The organism is Bordetella genomosp. 10 (assembly GCF_002261225.1).
In the GTDB taxonomy this organism is placed as follows: domain Bacteria; phylum Pseudomonadota; class Gammaproteobacteria; order Burkholderiales; family Burkholderiaceae_B; genus Bordetella_C.
The window spans coordinates 1,097,734-1,111,282 of sequence record NZ_NEVM01000005.1; the positions used below are offsets into that span (position 1 = coordinate 1,097,734).

General features: G+C 68.1%; 11 protein-coding genes and 5 riboswitches. Of the genes, 7 read left to right on the forward strand and 4 right to left on the reverse strand.

Annotation, left to right across the window (positions count from 1 at the left end):
* Window positions 1–6: 6 nt before the first annotated feature.
* Window positions 7–1,317 carry a voltage-gated chloride channel family protein gene (locus CAL29_RS21100; protein ID WP_094854969.1) on the reverse strand — a complete coding sequence of 437 codons (1,311 nt, stop codon included), beginning with the start codon at window positions 1,315–1,317 and terminating at the stop codon, window positions 7–9.
* 81 nt (window positions 1,318–1,398) lie between these two features.
* Window positions 1,399–1,472, reverse strand: a riboswitch (Fluoride riboswitch).
* Window positions 1,473–1,562: 90 nt separating this feature from the next.
* Window positions 1,563–1,641, forward strand: a riboswitch (Fluoride riboswitch).
* Window positions 1,642–1,798: 157 nt separating this feature from the next.
* Between CAL29_RS21100 and CAL29_RS21105 the strand changes: the two genes are divergently transcribed.
* The gene (locus CAL29_RS21105) at window positions 1,799–3,337 is read left to right on the forward strand and encodes a MutS-related protein (RefSeq protein WP_094854970.1); all 1,539 of its coding nucleotides are present in this window, start codon (window positions 1,799–1,801) and stop codon (window positions 3,335–3,337) included.
* Complete coding sequence (locus tag CAL29_RS21110; protein ID WP_094854971.1) at window positions 3,334–4,911, forward strand: MutS-related protein; 1,578 nt, start codon at window positions 3,334–3,336, stop codon at window positions 4,909–4,911. Before CAL29_RS21105 ends, CAL29_RS21110 begins: the two co-directional genes overlap by 4 nt.
* Before the next feature lie 45 nt (window positions 4,912–4,956).
* Here CAL29_RS21110 and CAL29_RS21115 read toward each other — a convergent pair whose 3' ends face one another.
* The 3 genes from CAL29_RS21115 to CAL29_RS21125 all read right to left on the reverse strand — a co-directional run bounded on the left by CAL29_RS21115 (window position 4,957) and on the right by CAL29_RS21125 (window position 7,762).
* The gene (locus CAL29_RS21115; protein WP_256977649.1) at window positions 4,957–5,580 is read right to left on the reverse strand and encodes a histidine phosphatase family protein; all 624 of its coding nucleotides are present in this window, start codon (window positions 5,578–5,580) and stop codon (window positions 4,957–4,959) included.
* A 67-nt stretch (window positions 5,581–5,647) separates the two neighbouring features.
* A complete protein-coding gene (locus CAL29_RS21120) occupies window positions 5,648–5,977 on the reverse strand; it encodes a DUF190 domain-containing protein (protein WP_094856804.1) in 330 nt (109 codons plus the stop codon).
* 272 nt (window positions 5,978–6,249) lie between these two features.
* Window positions 6,250–6,316, reverse strand: a riboswitch (Fluoride riboswitch).
* A 105-nt stretch (window positions 6,317–6,421) separates the two neighbouring features.
* Complete coding sequence (locus CAL29_RS21125; protein ID WP_179284129.1) at window positions 6,422–7,762, reverse strand: hemolysin family protein; 1,341 nt, start codon at window positions 7,760–7,762, stop codon at window positions 6,422–6,424.
* A 103-nt stretch (window positions 7,763–7,865) separates the two neighbouring features.
* Window positions 7,866–7,936: riboswitch (Fluoride riboswitch) on the forward strand.
* 16 nt (window positions 7,937–7,952) lie between these two features.
* On the opposite strand from CAL29_RS21125, the gene CAL29_RS21130 reads away from it, so the two are divergent.
* The 5 genes from CAL29_RS21130 (at window position 7,953) to CAL29_RS21150 (ending at window position 13,540) form a co-directional block, all read left to right on the forward strand.
* On the forward strand, window positions 7,953–8,531 hold the full coding sequence (locus CAL29_RS21130) for a hypothetical protein (protein WP_094854974.1): 579 nt from the start codon (window positions 7,953–7,955) through the stop codon (window positions 8,529–8,531).
* A gap of 50 nt (window positions 8,532–8,581) precedes the next feature.
* Window positions 8,582–8,648: riboswitch (Fluoride riboswitch) on the forward strand.
* 225 nt (window positions 8,649–8,873) lie between these two features.
* Window positions 8,874–9,818 (forward strand): respiratory chain complex I subunit 1 family protein, encoded by a 945-nt coding sequence (locus CAL29_RS21135; protein WP_094854975.1) that lies wholly within the window; start codon window positions 8,874–8,876, stop codon window positions 9,816–9,818.
* A 4-nt stretch (window positions 9,819–9,822) separates the two neighbouring features.
* Window positions 9,823–10,503, forward strand: a complete 681-nt coding sequence (locus tag CAL29_RS21140; RefSeq protein ID WP_094854976.1) for a hydrogenase — start codon at window positions 9,823–9,825, stop codon at window positions 10,501–10,503.
* A 2-nt stretch (window positions 10,504–10,505) separates the two neighbouring features.
* Entirely contained in the window at window positions 10,506–12,032 is a 1,527-nt protein-coding gene (locus CAL29_RS21145) for a proton-conducting transporter transmembrane domain-containing protein (RefSeq protein WP_094854977.1), read from the forward strand.
* Window positions 12,029–13,540 carry a hydrogenase large subunit gene (locus CAL29_RS21150; RefSeq protein ID WP_094854978.1) on the forward strand — a complete coding sequence of 504 codons (1,512 nt, stop codon included), beginning with the start codon at window positions 12,029–12,031 and terminating at the stop codon, window positions 13,538–13,540. Before CAL29_RS21145 ends, CAL29_RS21150 begins: the two co-directional genes overlap by 4 nt.
* Window positions 13,541–13,549: the final 9 nt, after the last annotated feature.

Genomic DNA, 13,549 nt, shown 5'->3' on the forward strand with positions numbered 1-13,549 from the left:
GAGGATTTATTTTTCGGCGGGAACCACGGCTTGCTTGCCGAGGGTCTTGCGATAGGCGGCCAGTTCGGAAATGCGCAGCCCCTCGGGCAGCATCCGGTGCTTGGCGTGTCCCACCCGCTGGGCGTGGTAGATACCCGTATGGCCGGAAAAGTGATAGGCGGCGATGCAGGCCACGGCGGCGAAGGGCGCGATCGACGGGCCGAACAGCTCGATGGCCATCACGATGGTGGCGATGGGCGTGTTGGCGGCGCCCGCGAACACGGCCACGAAGCCCAGGCCCGCCAGCATCGAATACGGCAGGTGCAGCAGCGGCGCCAGCGCATTGCCGAAGGTCGCGCCGATGTAGAACAGCGGGGTCACCTCGCCGCCCTTGAAGCCGGTCCCCAGCGAAGTCACCGTGAACGCCAGCTTGCCCAGGAAGTCCCAGGACGACAGCGGGTGCTGGAAGGCCTCGACGATGGTCGGTATGCCCAGCCCGATGTAGCGGTCCGCGCCGAGCGCCCACACCGCCACCGCGACGACGAGGCCGCCGAGGAAGGGGCGCAGCGGCGCATAGGGCACGTGCCGTTTCATGAAGGCGCCCAGCGCGTGCGCGCTGTTGGCGAACACCATGCCGATCACGCCGAACAGGATGCCGGCGACGACGACGCCCAGCATGCTCGCCAGGCCCACGGGCACGACCTGGGTGACGACGTAGTGGGTGTGCTCCACGCCCCACAGCAGCCCGATCTGGTCCGCCGCGATGGCGGCGACGAAGCACGGGAACAGGGCGTCGTAGCGCATCCTGCCGATGGCCAGCACTTCGAGTCCGAAGATGGCCCCCGCCAGCGGCGTGCCGAAGACCGAGGAAAAGCCCGCCGCGATGCCCGCCATGAGCATGATGCGGCGATCCTCGGGGCGCAGGCGCAGCATGCGGGTGAGCTGGTCGGCGAGCGCGCCGCCCATCTGCACCGCGGTGCCTTCACGGCCGACCGACGCGCCGAACAGGTGGGAGATGACGGTGCCGCCGAAGACCAGCGGCACCATGCGCAAAGGGATGGTTTTCTTGGGGTCGTGGATTTCGTCGATGATGAGGTTGTTTCCCGCCTCGACCGGCCGGCCCATCCGCAGGTAGCACCACCCGACGACGAAGCCGGCCACCGGAAGCAGCCAGATGAGCGCGCGGTGCGCTTCGCGGGTGGCCGTCGCCCAGTTCAGGGCATGCAGGAAGACGGCGGAGGCGCTGCCTGCCAGGCAGGCGACGAGAAAGGAGATGACCAGCCATTTGCCCGCGTAGGGCAGGAGATCCAGTTGTTCGAATTTGGATGAGTGTCGCATGTGATCATGTGTAGGGTGCCTTGCGCACCTGACCACCGGACTGCGAGACGCAAAAGTTGCCCACAGCCCTGAGGCGATCAGGGACCTGTAGGCATCATCAGCCGCGTATGAAGGACCGCGGCGGTTGACGGAGGAATGCCATCTCCGGAAAGACGCGAGACTTTAGCAAAATTGCCCGGCGCTGACAATTCGCGCGGGCGGCGCGCCGCCCTTGGCTGGCGCGACTGTCGGCACATTGCTACACTCGGATGGACGGAGATGGCATTCCTCCGTTAACCGCCTCCCGGCGCCGTCAGCCGGTCGGCTGATGATGCCTACATCGCCCCCGAGGGGCCGGTGTGGGCATGTTTCTCCCCCCTCCTCTCCCCTTGGGCCCCGGATCAGCATCGCGGCTTGCGCATTCTTGCCGCCCCGCCTTGGTGCACCGATCCTCGCGCGCGCGCGTCCGGCCGACGCGGCGCGGCAGGAACAGGAGGCCTGAATGCCGTACTACAGCGTGCTCTTCCAGGACCCGGCCGCGGCGGATGCGGTATGGGCCGCGCCGCCCCCGGCGCCCGAATTTTTCGGCGACCTGAATCTGGACCAGGCGGTGCGCCACGCCATCTCGCCGCGCGAGCAGTACGACCTGGCGCCCTTCTTCCACGCTCCCCTGCACAGCCGCGAGGACATCGCCTATCGCCACGAGGTCTTCCGCGACATGGAGGACGCCTCGCTGGTCAACGACCTGGAGCGGTTCACCGAGGCCATGCGGCAGATGCGCACGCACGCCGAACAGACCGCCAAGCTCTACCATCCCCTGCAACGCCAGCGCTGGTTCGTCGAGACGGTGCTGCGCTACTGCAAGGCCGCGCTCACGCTGTTCGACTCGCTCGAATCCGCGGCGCTGCGCTCGCACGCGCTGCTGGGCCTGCGGGACTACCTGGACGGCTATCTCGCCTCGCCCGCCTTCACCGGCCTGCACGGCACGGCGCAGCAGGTGCTCAACGACCTGGACGGCGTCGCCTATACGGTCCAGATCGACGGCCCCACCTTCATCGTGCGCAACTACGAGGACGAGCAGGACTACAGCCAGGTCATCGCCTCGGTCTTCGAGAAATTCCGCCAGGGCGAGGTCAAGGACTACCGGGTGGAGTTTCGCGACTATCCCGACATGAACCATATCGAGTCCCAGGTGCTGGAGTTCGTGGCGCAGCTCAACCCCGCCATATTCGCGCGCCTGGCCGAATTCGAGGCCGGCCACCAGGATTTCCAGGACACCACCGTCACGCGTTTCGACCGCGAGGTCCAGTTCTACCTGGCCTACCGGGAGCTGATCGCCCGCTTCGAGACCATCGACCACGGCTTCTGCTACCCGGAAATCTCCACCGACAAGACGGTGCGCTGCGTCGACGGCTTCGACCTGGCGCTGGGATGGGCGCTGCTGACCGCCGGCAAGCGCGTGGTCCGCAACGACATGGCGCTCGAGCACGGCGAACGCATGATCGTGGTGACGGGGCCCAACCAGGGCGGCAAGACCACGTTCGCCCGCATGTTCGGCCAGTTGCACTACCTGGCCGCGCTGGGCTGTCCGGTGCCGGCCACGTCGGCCACGCTCTACCTGTGCGACCGCATCTTCACGCACTTCGAGCCCCAGGAAGACATCGGCACGCTCAGCGGCAAGCTGCAGGACGACCTCATGCGCATCCGCCGCATCCTGGACGAGGCCACGCCGTCGAGCATCGTCATCATGAACGAGATCTTCACCTCGACGACGCTGGCCGACGCGCTTTTCCTGAGCCAGCGCGTCCTGGAGCGGGCCATGGCGCTGGACCTCATCGGCGTGTGGGTCACCTTCATCGACGAAGTGGCCTCGCGCGACGGCCGGGTGGTGAGCATGATCAGCACCGTGAACCCGGCGCAGCCGACGCAGCGCACCTTCAAGGTCGTGCGCGGGCCGGCCGAAGGCATGGCCTATGCCCTGTCCCTGGCCGCCAAGTATGGATTGACCTTCGATCGAATCCGGGAGCGCATCGCCTCATGAAAGCCTATCTCATGCACCACGACCGCGATTTCGATCCGCGCCGCCCCTTGCCGCTGAACGGCCGCGACCTGCTCGACGACCTGGAGCTGCACGGCATGCTGGAGACGATGGCCGCCGACGACGAGCTCGTGCTGGACGTCTGCCGCGCCGCGCTGCTGGGCGCGACGCGCAGCGACGCCGAGACCATCCGCCACCGGCAGCAGGTCCTGGCCGACGCCCTGGCGCACCCGCAGTTCATCCGCGACCTGTACACGCTGGCCACCAGCGCGCAGGAAGTGCGCAAGAAAGGATACTGGGGGCTTTCGCTGCACCATGCCTCGGGGGTGCTGCACGGCGCGGTCGACTTCGTCGGCAACATCATTCCCCTGCTGCGGCAGGTCCGCATGCTGGCCGCCGAGGGCGGCGTCAACTTCCAGTCCGAGGGACTGCGCCGCCTGTTCTCGATGCTGGAGGCGGAGCTTTCCGACGACTATATCGCCCTGGTGCAGCAGCACCTGAAGACCTTGAAGTTCTCCCATGGCTTCGTCATGAGCGCGCGCATCGGCCAGGGGAACAAGGGACGCGACTACGTGATCCGCACGCCCAACCCCGACACGCGCGGCTGGATACGGCGGCTGTTCGACCGCCGCCTGCCGCCCCAGCACTACACGCTGTCGCCGCGCGACGAGGCGGGCGCGCGGGCCCTGTCGGAGCTGGGCGACCGCGGCATCGACCCGGTGGCCAACGCCGTGGCGCAATCGGCGGAGCACATCATGAGCTTCTTCATGATGCTACGCACCGAACTGGCCTTCTACATCGGCTGCATCAACCTGCACGAACGCCTGATGGCCGAAGGCCAGCCGGTATGCATGCCCCGGCCCCTGCCCCAGGACGAACGCCGCCTCGCCTTCAACGGGCTCGCGGACCTGGCCCTGGTGCTCAAGCTCGGCCGCAAGGTCGTGGCCAACGACCTCGCCGCCGACGGCCGCGACCTGGTCATCATCACCGGCGCGAACCAGGGGGGCAAATCCTCCTTCCTGCGCGGCATCGGCGCGGCGCAACTGATGATGCAGTCGGGCATGTTCGTCACGGCCGCCGCCTTCAGCGCCAACCTGTGCAACGGCATCTACACGCACTACAAGCGCGAGGAAGACGCCGGCATGGAAAGCGGCAAGTTCGACGAGGAGCTCAAGCGCATGAGCCAGATCGTGGATCTCATCGCCGGCGACGCGCTGGTCCTGTTCAACGAGTCGTTCGCCGCCACCAACGAGCGCGAAGGGGCGGAGATCGCGCGGCAGATCGTCGACGCCCTGTTGAGCCGGCGCATCAAGGTGCTGTTCGTCAGCCACCAGTTCGAGTTCTCGCACGGCTTCCTGCGCCGGGGACTGCCGAACGCGCTGTTCCTGCGCGCCCAGCGCCAGGACGACGGCGCGCGCACCTTCAAGATCGCGGAAGGAGAGCCGCTGCAAACCAGCTACGGCCTGGACCTGTATCGCAACATCTTCGGCGCCGACGCGGCGCCGGCGGACGGCGAGACCCCCGCGCCGGTCCCGGAAGCCGAGGGCGAGGCCGAGCGGCGCGAAACGGTCCCGTGACGCCCCGGCGGTCGGCACGCGTCGTCGATACCGGACCGCCCTCGCCTACTTCGGCCGGATGCCCTCCAGGTGGGCCGTGTCGTTGATACGGACGACCTGGATGCCGCGCGGACCGATCTCGATCTCGTTGATGCAGCAGGGACTCTGGGCCAGCGTCCAGTAGGCGGACAAAGGCTGGTCCAGCAACTGCAACAGCAGCGCGCGGTTCACGCTATCGTGCCCGACGAGGAAGACCTCGCCGCGCGGATGGCGCGCCAGCACGTCCCGCAAGCCATCGGCCGTGCGCGCGACCAGGTCCTGCAACGACTCGCCGCCGGGAAACCGTATCAGGTGCGGACGCTCGAACCATAGGCGATAGAGATCCGCCGCGTCCCGCCGGACGTCTTCATGCGCCTTTCCCTGCCACTGGCCGTAGTCGATGTCGTGCAGACCTTCGAGCGGCTGCCCCGCGACGCCCAGCGCGCGCGTAATGGGAAGGGCCGTCTGCACGCAGCGGCCCAGCGGGCTCGTGTACAGCGCGGCGGGCTTGCCGCGCCGCGCCAGGCGGCCGGCCAGGGCCTCGGCCTGTTCCTGCCCGAGGGCGCTGAGCGGCAGCTCGGCCCGGCCCCGGAAGCGCTCCGGGGCGATGCCCTCGACGTGGCCGTGGCGCATGAGAAGAAGCGTGGTCAATGCGTGCAACCTCTACGAAAAAATAAACCCACTGAAAAGGCCATCAAAAAAGCCATCAAAAAAGTCACTACAGCGAATCGGGCTGTCCGATGGTGCCGAACTCCACGTGGCTCTTGGCGTAGAACAGGTGCAGGCCACTCTCCTCGCGCAGGCGTTGCAGCAGCGCGTCGCACTCCTTCTCCGAGACGACCATGGTGATTTCTATCGGCTGGTCGGCCAGGTCGAAGAAGCGCGCCGAATGCAGACGGTGATGGCTGCCCACGCCCTCCTGCGCGGCCAGGAGCGTCGCGCCCCGGATCTCCATGGACTGCACCAGCTTCAGCAGCCACTGGTGCAGCGGTTGCCGATGGTGGTATCGGTCCTGTTGGGTAAAGAAGGTCAATTGATAGCCTTCCATGGCGGCCTCCGTCGTATTGAAGCCGGGGGCGGCCACACCCCCGGGTCGTTTCACTCGGAACAGCGGCGAGTGTCGGGGGATCGGGTCCGCACAAGGCGTATGGCGCGTGGGCGGCCCATGCCGGACAGCCTGCTCAAGCATCCATAAGCGAGCAGGACCAGCAGCAGATCCATGGCGAGGTGATTCATGTCGTCTCCTTCCGGGCAATGAGGGAAGTGCATCGGGAGACTGGAGAGGGCAACAAGCGAAAAAAAACCTACCGCTCCCTATCCAGGGCAGTAGGCATCATCAGCCGCGCGGGGCGGCGGTTAGCGGAGGAATGCCATCTCCGGTGGCTAGTTTGCGACAGTCCCGGCAAAAAGGCAATCGGGCCTGCCCCGGGGATGCATGGGCCCGTCCTTGGGATAGCCAGGCCTGGCCCGAGGACCAATGCCAGGGCCGGGACTAACGCCGCGTGCCGGCCGGCGAACCGGCAGCCGCGGCGGCGGGCGCGCCGGCCGGGGGCACCAGCCGGACGGCCTGTATCGTGCGGCCGTCGACCCGCACGATCTCCAGGCGCCAGCCGTCGACGGTGACGTGCTCCCCGGCCTGCGGCAGGCGCCGCAGCTTGCTCAGGATCAGGCCGGCCACGGTCTTGTAGCCGGGCGCCTCGGCATCGCGCAGCGACAGGAATTCGGCCAGGTCGTCGGCCGGCATGGTGCCCGGGACCAGATAGCTGCCGTCGGACTGGCGCTTGACGTCCTGCGCGCCGCGCTCGTCGCGCTCCAGCTCCGGCACGTCGCCGGCCAGCGCTTCCAGGACGTCGGTCAGCGTGACGATGCCCATCAGGGTGCCGAACTCGTCCACCACGAACAGCATTTGCGCCCGCGCGTGCTTCAGCTTGTTCAACACGGTCATGACCGTGGCGGTGTCCGGAACGAAGACGGGCGGCGTGAGCAGCGGCGCCAGGGCCATGCTCTGCTCGGCCAGGTATTGCCGCAGGAAGTCCTTCTTCGCCACCACCCCGACGGGATGATCGAGATCGCGTCCGCTGGTGACCACCAGCTTGGAACAGGGGGAATGGGCAATGCGCTCGATCGCCTCCTCGCGCGGCATCTCCTGGTCCACCCATTCCAGTTCCTGGCGGGACGTCATGATGGTGCGGACGGACCGGCTGCCCAGTTGCAGGATGCTCTCCATCATGTCGTGCTCGGCGTGGCGCAGCACGCCGGACTGCACGCCGCTGGCGATGACGTACCGGATTTCCTCCTCCGTGGTCTGCGGACCGCGCCAGTCCCGCACGCCCAGCACCCGCAGCACGCCATCGGTGGACCACAGCAGGGCCCAGATGAAAGGGCGGAAAACGCCCATGCTCAGGCGCACCAGCGGCAGCGCCAGCAAGGCGCAGCGCTCGGGAGCCGACAGCGCGAGCCGCTTCGGCAGCAACTCCCCCAGCACCAGGGTCAGGTAGGTCGTCAGCACCACGGCCAGCAGCGAGGCCAGCGGCTGGACGTAGCCGTTCGCGGCGTCCGCGCCCAGCATCGCGGCCGCCTGGGCGAACGCGTGTTCGAACGCCACCACGCAGAAGGTGCCGGCCAGGATGCTGGCCATCGTCACTCCCGACTGGGTCGTCGCCAGGAAGGCGCCGGGCTCCTCCTTCAGCGCCTGGACGCGCGCGGCGGCGCCGTGGGCCGCCGACTGCGTCTGCAACCGCTCCGGGCGCGAGGCGACGAGCGCCAGCTCGGCCACGTTGAAGAACGCCGTCACGGCCAGGAGCAGGACGAACAATCCGATGTAGAAAAACATGGCAAGCGATCCTGAAAGAGGCATCGGCGCCACGCAACGAGCAGGCCGGGCGCCCGACGACGAGGGGAAAGTGTAGGCACGGCGATTTCTTTGATGATAGGATGATCGCCCAGGAGATGGCATTCCTCCTGTATCGAACTGCCGGACCGTCCGGCTGATGATGCCTACGACTTCTTTCAAGGAGATCGTAGTGCTATCCGACCTTTATTCCTACACGGCGCGCAACGCGCTACCCCCCGATCCCGTGCCGCGCGACGCCATCGAAGCGCACGGCCGCCATGCCCCGACGATGCAATGGGCCGTCCTGGGATTGGACGATGCGGAGATCTTCCGCTGCCCCAGCCTGGAGCAGGCCTACCGCGCCATCGAACGGCTGCGGCCGCAACTGAACGAGAAGGCGGCCAAGGCCTTGCGCGTGGCCGAAGCGGCGCCGGAAGTTGCACCGGAACCGACGACGCTGGAAGCCATGCCGGAAGGCGCCCTGGAAGCGGCGCGCCGCCTCGACGACGGCGAAGGTTCCGGCCCGGGCGGCGCCAGCGTGCCCGATTGCACGTGGCTGCTGCGCCGACTGGGATACGTCACGATCTTCGCGTTCAGCCGGGACGACAGCGACGCCCAGTTCCTGGTGGTGGGCCGCGACGGCCAGCGCGTCGAGGGGCCCACGCTGACCGCCGCGCTGCATGCCTTGCTGCGCGCGCGCGATTGCGCGTCCAGGCTCCCGCCGGCCGCCGGCCCCGCGCCGTCTTCCTGGCCGGACGACGACGTCTGACCCTGCCATTGCGGGGACAGTTGCCGAGTCCATCAAACCCAGTTAGAGTAATTCAGCACGGAGATGGCATGCCTCCGATAACCGCCGACCCCGTCGGCTGATGATGCCTACCGATTTCCTGTTTCCCACGCGGAAAGGATAGGTGGCGTCGATGAGAAAAAGAACCAATCTCTCCGTGCATGGCCAGGCGCCGGCCCCGCGGTCCATCGCGCGGCATAGTCATTCCCATATTCATCCCCTTCCCCATCTCCATCCCTATCGCGCGCCCGCACCGCCCCGCGCGTCGCGTTTCGCGTCGACCCTCGGGTCTCTCCCCATCATCGGGCGCAGGGAGACGGCGCGATGATGCGCGACGTCCTCCTGCAGATCGCTCAGGTCCTCGCCGTCCTGGTCTGCGCCCCGCTCTTGCAGGGGCTGATCCTGCAATGGGAGGAGCGCGTCCAGCGCGCGCGTGGCCCCGGCATCTTCCAGCCCTACCGCGACCTGTGGAAGCTCTTCCACAAGCAGACCGTCGCGCCCGACACGGCCAGTTTCGTCTACTGGATCGCGCCGGTGATCGCCTTCACCTGCATGCTCACGGTGCCCATCCTCATCCCCGTCCTGACCGACTTCCCGCTGCCCGAGTCCGACATGGGCGACATCCTGGGCGGCGGCCTGGTCCTGACGTTCGGCTCCTTCATGATCACCCTGGCCGGCCTGGACAGCGGCAGCGTCTACGGCGGGATGGGGTCGTCGCGCTCGGTCATGCTGGGCATCCTGGCCGAGCCGACGCTGATCCTGGTGTTCGTCGGCATCACGCTGCTGGCCAAGGCCATGCTGCCCTTCGTGGTCAACCACCTGCTGGTCCAGCAGCCGGCGGTCTACTGGAGCCCCGCCCATCTTTTCCTGGTGGCGGCATTCTTCATCCTGCTGCTGGTCGAGACCGACCGGCTGCCGATCCACTCCAGCACGCACATCGAGGTCTACATGATCGAGGAGGCGCGCATCCTCGAATACGCCGGCCCGCTGCTGGGCCTGCTGCGCTGGGCGTCGATGATGAAGCAATTCATCCTGTACACGATCTTCTGCAACGTGCTGCTGTTTCCGTGGGGGCTGTCCCGCCTGGGCCAGCCCATGGGCGTGCTGGGCAGCCTGGCGGCGCTGCTGGCGAAATTCTGCGTCGTCGCCCTGGCGGTGGTGTTCGTGGAGACGGCGCAGTCCCGGCTGCGCTATTACCGCTACCAGGAGCCGCTGGCCGCCTCCTTCCTGCTGGCCATCCTGGCCATCGTCGCCAACCAGCTCAGGTGACGCCATGCTCGCCGCGCATCTTTCCCCACTTGCCGCCTCGCTCTTCAGCCTCCTGGCCATCGGCAGCCTGCTGCTTTCCTTCGTGATGCTGGGCTCGCGCTGGATGAAGGACTACCTGGTGGCGTTCATGGCCCAGTCCTGGCTCATCGCGGGGCTGTCGGCCTGCGTGGGCTACTACGGCGGCTACGCCGAGCTGTACCTGATCGCCCTGCTGACCGCCCTCTTCCGCGGCGTCCTCCTGCCCTGGATGGTGCACCGCGTCGTCGTGCGCCTGGACGTCGAGCGCGAACTGCACGAACGGCTCTCGCCCAGTTTCAGCCTGGTCCTGGGCGCCCTGCTGACGCTGTTCGCCTTCGTCGTCTCCAGCCACCTGGCCGACTCGCTGCACCTGTCGGGCACCATCGTCGTGCTGGCGCTGACGGTGATGCTGGCGATGAAGCTGCTGGGCTTCCTGATGCTGTCGGTGCGCGGCGAGGCGATCACGCACGTGCTCGGCCTGCTCGTGCTGGAGAACGGCATCTTTCTCGGCAGCCAGATCCTCGTGCCCGGCATGCCGCTGCTCATCGAACTGGTGATCCTGTTCGACCTGCTGGTGGTGGTGGCCTGTTTCGGCGTGCTGGTGCGCTATCTCGTCGCCCATGCCGGGGCCACCAATGCGCGCGCCCTGCGGCGGCTGGTGGGATAGCCATGGCCCCTACCCTGCTCGCCCCCCCCCTGCTTGCCATCACGCTGCTCGCGCCGCTCGTTGCCATCGCGGCGTGCCTGGCCACGCGCCATCCGCGCGTGGCCGAAGCCGCCAACCTGATCGCCGCCATCCTGGTCTTCGCGGCCGTGCTGGGGCTGGTGCGCGCCAGCGCGGGCGCCACGCAGCGCTATCTCTCCGGCTACATCCTGCTCGACGCCCTGGGCGCCTGGGGGCTGCTGTGCGTGGCCTGCGTCTATCTGCTGGGCTCCCTCTACGCCATCGGCTACATGCGGATCATGGGCGAGGAAGACCGCCTGCACCGCTTCTACGCCCTGTACGCGGGCTTCGCCTTCACGACCCTGTCCGGCCCCTTGATGAACAACGTCGGCGTCTACTGGATCGCCATCGAGCTGACCACGCTCATCTCCACCTTCCTGGTCTGCTTCGAACTGGGGCGGGAAAGCATCGAGGCGGCATGGAAGTACATCGTCGTCGTCTCGGCCGGCATCAGCCTGGCGCTGCTGGGCACGATCCTGTTCTATTGGGCGGGCAGCCTGGTGCTGGGGCCGACCTACGACATGACCTGGGAAGCCCTGCGCGACGTCGCGCCGCGCATGGACCCCGCGCTGGCCACCACCGCCTTCCTGCTGGTGGCGGTGGGCTTCGGCACCAAGGTCGGCCTGGCGCCCATGCACACCTGGCTGCCCGACGCGCACAGCGAAGGCCCGACGCCGGTGTCGGTGATGCTGTCGGGCGCGTTGCTGAACACGGCCATGATCGGCATCGCGCGCTACCTGCAGATCAGCGACGCCGCGCACATCGGGCGCATTCCCCGCGCCGTCGTGGTCGCGCTGGGCGCCTTCTCGCTGTTCGTCGCCGCCCTGTTCATCGTGCGCCAGCGCGGCATCAAGCGGCTGCTTGCCTACTCCAGCATCGAACACATGGGCGTGCTGGCGCTCGGCTTCGGCTTCGGCGGGCCGCTGGGCATCGCCGGCGCGCTGTACCACATGCTGAATCACGCGCTGAACAAATCGCTGATGTTCTTCGGCGCCGGCAACGCGATGCGCGTATGGCGCAGCAAGCGCATCGCGGCCATACGCGACGTGCCGCGGCGCCTGCCGGTTTCCGGCTGGCTGTGGCTGGCCGGCGCGGTGGCCATCACCGGCGCGCCGCCCTTCGGCCTGTTCCTGAGCGAGATCGTCATCCTGCGGGCTGGGCTGGCCAGCCCCGACGCCTGGGCCGCCTATGCGATGGTGGCGCTGCTCATCGTGATCTTCATCGGCTTCCTGAACCATTTCCGCGCCATGTTCTTCGATTCGCCGGCGAATGAAGACGCGGCCGAAGACGCGGCCGCCGCGGATCGCGCCGCCGCGACGCCGGACGCGCACGGCTTCCCGACGCTGTGGTGCACGGCGCCGATGTGGCTGGCGCTCGTTCCGCTGCTGGCGATGGGACTCTGGTGGCCGGATTTCTTCTCCCATCTTTTCGACCTGGCCAGCCGGCAACTGGCCGCGGGAGGCGCGCCATGAAGCCCGGCATCGGACAGCAAGCCGCGGAGGAAGTCACGGTCGACGCGCTGCCCGCGCGCTGCCGGCAGTTGCTGGCCGAAGGCGGCTGCATGCGGTTCGCCTACGTGTGGCTGCCCGACGCGGCGGCGCCGGAGCTGCGCTACGTGGTCAACCGCTCGCCCTGCGAGCCGCCGGAGACCTGGCGCTGCGCGCCGCGGGACGGCAAGGCGCCCAGCCTGACGCCGCTGGCGCCGCTGCTGTCCTGGTACGAGCGGGAGATCGCCGACCTGAGCGGCATCGTCTTCGAGGGCCATCCGCAACCCGTGCCCTTGCTGCTGCTGCCGGGCGCGCAGGTGGATGCCTCCTTGCAGCAGGTCGCGCCGCGGCCGCCGGCGCCGGAAGCGCCGCGCGGCGATCCGCTGCCTTACCACCTGCCCTCGGTCGCGGGGCCGGACTTCGGCGACGTCCAGCGCTTGCCGTTCGGGCCGATCCGGGCGGACGTCGTCGAATCCGCGCAGTTCGTCTTCCTCTACACGGGCGAAGCCATCCTGCACTACCACCCGCAACTCTTCTTCAAGCATCGCGGCATGGAGCGGCGCTTCGAGGGCAAGCCGCCCGCGCTGGGCGTCATCCTGGCCGAGCGAGTGTCCGGCGTCGGCAGCCTGGCCCACGCGCTGGCCTATTGCCAGGCCATCGAAGCGGCCGCCGGCTGCGCGATTCCGCCGCGGGCGGCGATGGCGCGCGTGATACTGGCCGAACTGGAACGGCTGTACAACCACCTGCATTTCCTCGGCCAGCTTTGCCACACCACGACATTGAAAGTGGGAGAAGCCGAGGGCAAATACCTGGAAGAACGCGTCAAGCAGATCAACGCGCGCCTGACCGGCAACCGCTTCCTGCGCAACGTGCTGGCGCCGGGCGGCCTGCGCACCGACCTGCAACTGAACGGGCTGGCGCCCGCCCTGGCCGCGATCCGTGCGGAATTCGCCGGCTACGCGCGCATGCTGGAGTCCAGCACGCCGCACCTGGACCGCCTGATCACGACGGGCGTGCTGTCGGAGCAAGTGGCGCGGGACCAGGGCGCCACGGGCCCGGTCGAACGGGCCTCGGGATCGGCGCGCGACCTGCGCCGGGACCTGCCCTACGCCGGCTATGCCGGCCTGCCCATCGACGTGGCCCAGCGCACGGCGGGCGACGCCCATGCCCGCCAGCAGGTGCGCATCGCGGAAATCGAGGCGAGTTTCACCCTGATCGGCCTGGCGATCGAGGCGATGCCGGCCGGCGAGACGCGGACGGCATGCCGGGTCGACGCCGGCGCCGAGGGCCTGGGGTGGGCCGAATCGCCCCGCGGCGCCTTGTACTACGCCGTGCACGCCGATGCCGAGGGCCGCCTGGCGCGGGTGAAGATCAAGTCGCCCAGTTTCTCGAACTGGCGCGCCTTTCCCTTCACCGTGCACGACAGCAACATGATGGACTACGCCATCAACGAAGCCAGCTTCGGTTCCACCATGGCGGGCTGCGATCGATAGGAGCGGACG